The 6650-nt window shown below is 63.2% G+C and carries 7 protein-coding genes; 4 read left to right on the top strand and 3 right to left on the bottom strand.

Annotation, left to right across the window (positions count from 1 at the left end; genetic code table 11):
* The 3 genes from J0I64_RS12575 to J0I64_RS12565 all read left to right on the top strand — a co-directional run.
* On the top strand, positions 1-438 hold a 438-nt coding region (locus tag J0I64_RS12575), incomplete at its 5' end, for an ATP-binding cassette domain-containing protein (protein WP_291408684.1).
* On the top strand, positions 435-1235 hold the full coding sequence (locus tag J0I64_RS12570) for an ABC transporter permease (protein WP_291408682.1): 801 nt from the start codon (positions 435-437) through the stop codon (positions 1233-1235). The genes J0I64_RS12575 and J0I64_RS12570, both read left to right, overlap by 4 nt.
* Positions 1232-3097, top strand: a complete 1866-nt coding sequence (locus J0I64_RS12565) for an ABC transporter ATP-binding protein (protein ID WP_291408680.1) — start codon at positions 1232-1234, stop codon at positions 3095-3097. Before J0I64_RS12570 ends, J0I64_RS12565 begins: the two co-directional genes overlap by 4 nt.
* Here J0I64_RS12565 and J0I64_RS12560 read toward each other — a convergent pair.
* The 3 genes from J0I64_RS12560 to J0I64_RS12550 form a co-directional block, all read right to left on the bottom strand.
* The gene (locus J0I64_RS12560) at positions 3094-4020 is read right to left on the bottom strand and encodes an iron-siderophore ABC transporter substrate-binding protein (RefSeq protein ID WP_291408679.1); all 927 of its coding nucleotides are present in this window, start codon (positions 4018-4020) and stop codon (positions 3094-3096) included. The two genes, J0I64_RS12565 and J0I64_RS12560, sit on opposite strands and share 4 nt — an antisense overlap.
* A 2-nt stretch (positions 4021-4022) precedes the next feature.
* Positions 4023-4910 carry an ABC transporter substrate-binding protein gene (locus J0I64_RS12555; RefSeq protein WP_291408677.1) on the bottom strand — a complete coding sequence of 296 codons (888 nt, stop codon included), beginning with the start codon at positions 4908-4910 and terminating at the stop codon, positions 4023-4025.
* A 70-nt stretch (positions 4911-4980) separates the two neighbouring features.
* On the bottom strand, positions 4981-5967 hold the full coding sequence (locus J0I64_RS12550) for an iron-siderophore ABC transporter substrate-binding protein (protein ID WP_291408675.1): 987 nt from the start codon (positions 5965-5967) through the stop codon (positions 4981-4983).
* A gap of 80 nt (positions 5968-6047) precedes the next feature.
* On the opposite strand from J0I64_RS12550, the gene J0I64_RS12545 reads away from it, so the two are divergent.
* Positions 6048-6650 (top strand): iron chelate uptake ABC transporter family permease subunit (locus tag J0I64_RS12545; protein WP_291408673.1); only part of this gene is annotated, 603 nt, incomplete at its 3' end.

Raw genomic sequence — 6650 nt, 5'->3', positions numbered from 1 at the left:
ATGCCGCATCAGGGTGAGGCAAGGCTCGATGGTGTCGCCTGCTCCGCCATGCAGGCACCGAGCTGGCGACGTGATATACGCTATTGTGCCGCTGTTTCCGGCTGGTGGGCAGATCGGGTCGTCGAGCATTTTGCCGACATCGACACGTCCAAAGTCCTGGCGAAGCGGATCGGATTGGCGCCAAACCTGTTCGACAAGGGACCAGCACAGCTCTCGACCGGGGAGCGACAGCGCATGGCCCTGCTGCGATCGCTGGAGAATAGTCCGAGCTTTCTGCTGCTGGACGAGCCGACCTCGGCACTGGACCAGGCTGCGACTGCGGCGGTCGAGGCGCTGATCGCCGAGAAAATGACGGCGGGCATGGGCCTGGTGCTGGTTTCCCATGATGGGGAGCAATTGAAGCGAATGGCCGAAAATACGATCGAGATCCGCCGATGAGCACGGGGTTCACGACGCTCGAATTGATCGTGGCGGCGGTGCTGGTGCTGACCAGCGCTGGCCTTTCGCTGATGCTGAAGCTGGGCATTCACCGCTCCATGCTGATCGCGGCGGCACGCATGGTAGTGCAATTGCTGCTGTTGGGGCTGCTACTGCGCAGCATTTTCGCCATGACCAATCCGTGGCTGACCGCGGGTCTCGTGGTGTTCATGGTGCTGGCCGCGAGCTATGAAGTGGCCGCACGGCAGGAGCGCAAGCTAGCCGGCGGCTGGACCTTTCTGGTCAGCGGCGCTGCGGTCAGTGCCTCTACGCTGTTCGTCTCGCTGTTTGCGCTGGGCAGTGTGTCGCTGACGCAGGACTGGACGGCGCCGCAGGTGGTCATTCCGATCGCCGGCATCGTGCTGGGAACCGCGATGAATGCGGCGAGCGTGGGCCTTACGGCGCTGATGGACGGGCTGGTCTCGGAGCGCGATGCCATCGAGGCGCAGCTGGCACTGGGCCATAGCAAGCGCCAGGCCATGCAGAGGCTGATGCAGAGGGCGGCGCGCACCGGCACGATCAATGTCATCAACCAGATGGCGGGCGCCGGGATCATCACCCTGCCCGGGATCATGAGCGGCCAGGTGCTGGCCGGGCAGGATCCGCTGGTGGCGGCGCAATCACAGATTTTCCTGATGTTCCTGCTCGGCGCCGTCTCGACGGCCAGCATTGTCATCGCCATAACGCTGGCCCTGACCCGTCTCACCGACGAGCGTCACCGGCTGCGGCTGGATCACCTGCAGGGAGAATTGGGATGAGCGGCAAGCTGAACCCCATCAACAGCTGGTTTGCCGGACTGCTCGACCCCTTCCGCCCGCGCGAAGACCATGAGCCGCCGGCCGATATCATGGGATTTTTCTGGCACTATCTGCGGCAGGCCAAGGCACCTTTCGGCGCGCTGCTGGTGGCTAGCGGAATGGTCGCACTGATCGATGCCGCGGTCTTCTACTTCGTCGGTCGGCTGGTAGACCTGCTGGGCGCGGCCGACCCTGCCAGCGGGTGGCAGGGGCTGATCGGCAATCACGGCTGGGAACTGCTGGCCATGGCCCTCGTGGTGCTGGGCGGTCGGACGCTGTTTTCATGGACACTGATTGCGCTCGAAACCATCACCATATCGCTGGGCTTTCACTCCATGGTGCGCTGGCAGGCCTGGCTACATGTGTCGCGCCAGAACATGGCCTATTTCAACAATGACTTTGCCGGCTCGATCGCCCAGAAAGTCTGGCAGAGCGGCCCGTCGGTCGGCGACTTCTCGATCAACCTGATCCAGACCGGCTGGTATATCGTGGTCTATACGGCCACGACGCTGATCATGGTGGCGACGCTCGACTTGCGGCTGGCGCTGATCGTTGCCGTGTGGCTGGGCCTGTTCGGGCTGATCGCGTGGCGCTCCTTGCCCCGCATCCGGCGCAACACCGCCGAGACCGCCGAGGCGCAGTCGGCGTTGCATGGCACGGTGGTCGATGCCTTTTCCAATATCAGCACGCTGAAACTGTTTGGCACCGACCGGCACAATGACGGGCATATTCGCCGCGGCTTCGAGCGGTTCCTCGCGGCCGGACGGCGTGGCGCCAATACGGTGACAAATGCCTCGGTCATGGCCATCCTGCTTTCGGGCCTCGCCATCATCGCGGCGGCGGCGCAATCGATCGAGCTGTGGTCAAACGGGGTGATGACAACAGGCGCCGTGGCCTTCACGCTTGGCCTGCTGCTGCGGCTCAACCAGATGCTGCTGGGCCTGCTCAACCAGTTCAATGTGATGATGCGCAATTTTGGCGTGGCCCAGAATTCATCCACGGGCGTGGCGCTGCCGCATGGCGTGGTCGATGTCCCCGGGGCGCAGCCGCTGCAGATCGCCAGGGGCGAGATCCGCTTCGAGCGAGTGCGCTTCTTCTATCATCCAGGCCATCCGGTGATCGAGGATTTCGACCTCACCATTGCGCCGGGCGAACGCGTCGGCATTGTGGGGCGCTCGGGCGCCGGGAAATCGACGCTGATGAACCTGCTGCTGCGCTTTTATGATCTCGATGAGGGGCGCATCGTTATCGATGGGCAGGACATTGCCGGAGTCACGCAGGAAAGCCTGCGCACCAGCATTGGCGTCGTCACGCAGGACACGTCGCTGCTGCATCGGAGTGTACGAGAAAACCTGGCCTATGGCCGACCCGATGCGCGTGAGGACGAGGTCGTGGCGGCGGCGCAGATCGCCCAGGCACATGACTTCATCGGCAATCTCACAGATTTCAAGAAACGCGGCGGTTACGACGCCTATGTCGGCGAGCGCGGTATCAAGCTCTCGGGTGGCCAGCGGCAGCGCGTGGCCATTGCCCGCGTGCTGCTGAAAGACGCGCCGATCCTGTTACTGGACGAGGCGACCTCGGCGCTCGACAGCGAGGTCGAGGCGGCCATTCAGGCGCAGTTCGAACTGTTGATGGCGGGCAAGACGGTGATTGCCATCGCCCATCGGCTTTCTACCATTGCGGCCATGGACCGGCTGGTGGTGATGGAAGCGGGACGCATTATCGAACAAGGCACCCACCGGCAATTGCTCGAAGCCGGTGGGCGCTATGCAAGTCTATGGAGCCGCCAGTCGGGCGGGTTCCTGAGCGAGGCAGACTAGGCGAGCAGTGCCGCTTCGATCCCGTCCAGCACGGTGCTGGCGGCCGTCGGGGCGACCATCGTGAACCAGGGCTCGATCAATACGTCCTGGGTCTTGCCGTTGCGGACGGCCTTGAGTTGGGGCCAGGTCGCTTCGATGGCAGCACGATCCTCCTGCGCGCGCGGCATGGCCGGGGCTTCGGAGAAGAACAGCCAATCGCCGTCCATGTCGGCCAACTGGTCCGGCGTGATCTGGCGAATGATGGCATCAAAGCGCTGCGAAGCTGGTCGGGCAAGGCCCAGATCCCAGGCGATCGTGCCGACGAAAGCCTTCTCGCCGTAGATTTCGAGGCCCTTCTTGGCGTTGCGGCCAAAGGAAACCTCGTCGCCATTTCGGCCGGCCTCAATAAGGCGCTGGCGCATCCGGGCAGCACGGGCGTGATAGGCGGCCATGATCTGCGTCGCCTTTTCTCGCTCACCCAGGAGTTCGGCAAACAGACGGAAATCCTGCTTCCAGTTATAGCCATAGCCCTCGGTGAGGAAGGTGGGGGCGATCGCATTGAGCTCGTTGAAGGCACGACCATGGGCACCGGCTGCGGTTCCGACGATCACGTCGGGCTTGAGCGCGGCGATGGCGTGGAAATCGAGTTCCGTGCGGGCGCCGACCGGCTTGATGGCAGCAATGGCTTCCGCATGTTGGGGGAATTTATCGGCAAGGTACGATGGCACGGCATCGGGAAAACCATTGATGGTCGTGCCGACCGGCACCACGCCGAGATTGATGGCCTGGTCGAGCTGCCCGGTGGCAAGGACCACGAGGCGTTGCGGTTTTGCCTGCACGGTCATGGTGCCGAAGAAATGGGTAACGTCGCGCGGGAAGACGCCATCCTCTGCATTGCTGCCCTTGCCGGCGGGAACTTCGGTGGGGGCGATGAAATCAGACATTTCTATTCCTGAAAGAGGCCGATGAGCTGGTCGAGCACGATCCGTGCTGCGGTCGCGCCGGCATTGTTGAAGAAGGGCTGGTAGTCCACCTCGACGGCACGGCCTGCGCGCACGGCCGCAAGATCCGCCCAGCCAGGCATGGACCGGATCATGTCGAGGCCTGTCCCCTGGCCGGCATAGACGATCCAATCGGCGTCGACGGCGTCGATCTCATGCGGCTCGAGGTTCTTCGACGTGGCATCGAAGCGTTGGGAAACGGGCCGGATAAGCCCCATATCCTCGGCAATGGTGCCGACAAAGGATTGGCGGCCCATCACGGTCAGCCGCCTGCCATTGGACTGGACGAAGGATATGGTCTCCTGGCGCGGACGGGCAGCAGCGCTGTCGGCGTGGAAGCGATCGAGAAACGCCTGCGCCTGCCCGGCCCGACCTAGGGCTTGGGCCATCAGCAGGAAATCGACCTGCCAGTTGAACCCCTTGCCGCGCGTAACGACCACCGGGGCGATCTCGGCCAGGGCCGCGTAGTTTTCCTGCCGGTCCCCCGCGAGATTCATGAAGATCAGATCGGGCTTGAGAGCGCGAAAGACGTTGAGATCGGGCGCCTTGCGGTCACCCAGGTCAGTGAGGCTACCCAGTGCGCGAGCATAACGGGGATAGATGTAAGTGAGATAGGGCTCAAAGGTGCCGGTGCCATGGCCCTGCGTTGCCGCTACGGGGACCAAGCCGAGCGTCGTTGCGCAATCGAGCTGGCCGGTGGAGATCACCGCAATGCTGCGCGGTTCACGTTCGATCAGCAATTCGCCTGCCTCGTGGCGGAGCTGGCGCGGAAATATGCCATCAGCGACACGGCTGCCGGTATCGTCCAGGCTCGTGGGGGCAAGGGACGTCATGAAAAGGAAATCCAAAAATGAAGGGGGGCGGGACCAATGAGGCCCCGCCCTGCACAGCGATTGGCAGAGATCAGTTGATCGTGGACGAAATCTTGTCGAACACGATGCGTGCGGCGGTCGGGCCGGCATTGAAGAAGAAGGGGTCGAAATCCACCTCAACGGCGTGGTCGGCAGCGACGCCTTCCAGCGTAGCCCAGAGCGGGGCTTCGGTGATGACCTTGATGCCGTCGCCACGGCCGGCATAGAAAATCCAGTCGCCATCGGCCTGATCAAGCAGCTCGGTGCTGATGTCTTCCGAGGTCTTGGCAAAGGTCTGCGTATCGGGACGGGCAAGGCCCATATCCTCGGCAATGCTGCCGGCAAAGGATGGCACACCGAAGATCCGGGTGCGGTCGCCGGTCGACTGGATGAACGACACGGCAGGGGGATTGTCAGCGACGGTTGCCGCGAAAGCATCCGCATCGGCATGATACTGATCAAGGAAAGCCTGGGCCCGGTCGCGACGGCCGAGCGCATCGGCGGTCAGCAGATAAATGACCTTCCAGTTGACGCCGGTGGCATTGGTCACGACGGTGGGCGCGATCTTGGACAGGGTTTCATACTGGGCGCGCTCTTTCGGCGTGTCCTCGGCGGCATTGACCAGGATCAGGTCGGGGCGGGCTTCGGCAAGGGCCTCGAGGTCGATTTCGAGGCGCAGGCCGAGATCAAGCACGTCGTCGAACTGGGTGGCCAGATCGGGATAGGCCGCCACCAGATAGGGATCGACGAGGCCTGTCTGACCATTCCCGCGGGTGGTGGCCACCGGCACGACGCCTACAGCCAGGGCACTGTCGAACTGGCCAGTCGAAATGATGGCGATGCGCTTGGGCTCGCTCTCGAGCGTGGTTTCACCGAGGACATGTTTGACCGTGCGGGGGAACACGCCGTCTGCGGCATCGCTGCCCAGGTCGACCAGGGTGCGCGGCGCCGTGTTCACGGCATCCTGTGCAAAAACGGGGGCACCCAGTGTCAGGATAGCGAGGGAAATGGCGGCCAAGCCGCGACGAGAAATCTGCATGATCATGCGTCCAGAAATGTAGCAAGCGCTACAAAGCTATGATAAGGGGAGTGTAATAGTCAAATTAAACCTTGTGCACTGTGACTGCGATTTCCACGACATGGCGCGGCCCATCCTACCGGTTCAGGCGCGTCGCAGGGCTTTTGGGACTCGCCGCGCTGCTGGCCCTGCTGGTGCTACTGAGCATCGGCGTTGGAGCGCGGTCGATATCGCTCGACGTGGTGTGGAGTGCACTGGTCGCGCCGGATGGCGGACGCGACGCCATCATCGTTTGGCAATTGCGCATGCCGCGCACGCTGCTGGGCATTCTGGTGGGGATGGGCCTTGGCCTCAGCGGCGCCATGATGCAGGCTCTGACGCGCAATCCACTGGCAGCGCCGGGGCTCCTGGGCATCAATGCCGGCGCGGCCTTTTTCGTCGTCATCGCCATTTCGGTATTCGGGATCACCAATTTTTCCGGCTATGTGTGGTTTGCCATGGCCGGCTGCGCCGCGACCGCGGCGCTGGTCTATCGGCTTAGCGGCAATACCGGTTCGTCGGTGCAGCAGGTGCGGCTGATCCTTGCCGGTGCCGCCATCTCGGCCTGCCTCGGCGCCGCCACCGGGATCATCACGCTCTACAATTCGCAGACCTTTGATTCCTATCGCTTCTGGGTAGTGGGTTCGCTGCAGAACCGCATGCCG

The organism is Devosia sp. (genome assembly GCF_017307565.1).
GTDB lineage: Bacteria > Pseudomonadota > Alphaproteobacteria > Rhizobiales > Devosiaceae > Devosia.
This window is presented reverse-complemented; position numbering and strand designations above follow the sequence as displayed.

What these genes read in the sequence shown, in the direction of transcription:
- J0I64_RS12560 (WP_291408679.1), bottom strand. Translation starts at nt 4,020, where the DNA reads ATGTCTGATTTCATCGCCCCCACCGAAGTTCCCGCCGGCAAGGGCAGC.
- J0I64_RS12570 (WP_291408682.1), top strand. Translation starts at nt 435, where the DNA reads ATGAGCACGGGGTTCACGACGCTCGAATTGATCGTGGCGGCGGTGCTG.
- J0I64_RS12555 (WP_291408677.1), bottom strand. Translation starts at nt 4,910, where the DNA reads ATGACGTCCCTTGCCCCCACGAGCCTGGACGATACCGGCAGCCGTGTC.
- J0I64_RS12550 (WP_291408675.1), bottom strand. Translation starts at nt 5,967, where the DNA reads ATGCAGATTTCTCGTCGCGGCTTGGCCGCCATTTCCCTCGCTATCCTG.
- J0I64_RS12565 (WP_291408680.1), top strand. Translation starts at nt 1,232, where the DNA reads ATGAGCGGCAAGCTGAACCCCATCAACAGCTGGTTTGCCGGACTGCTC.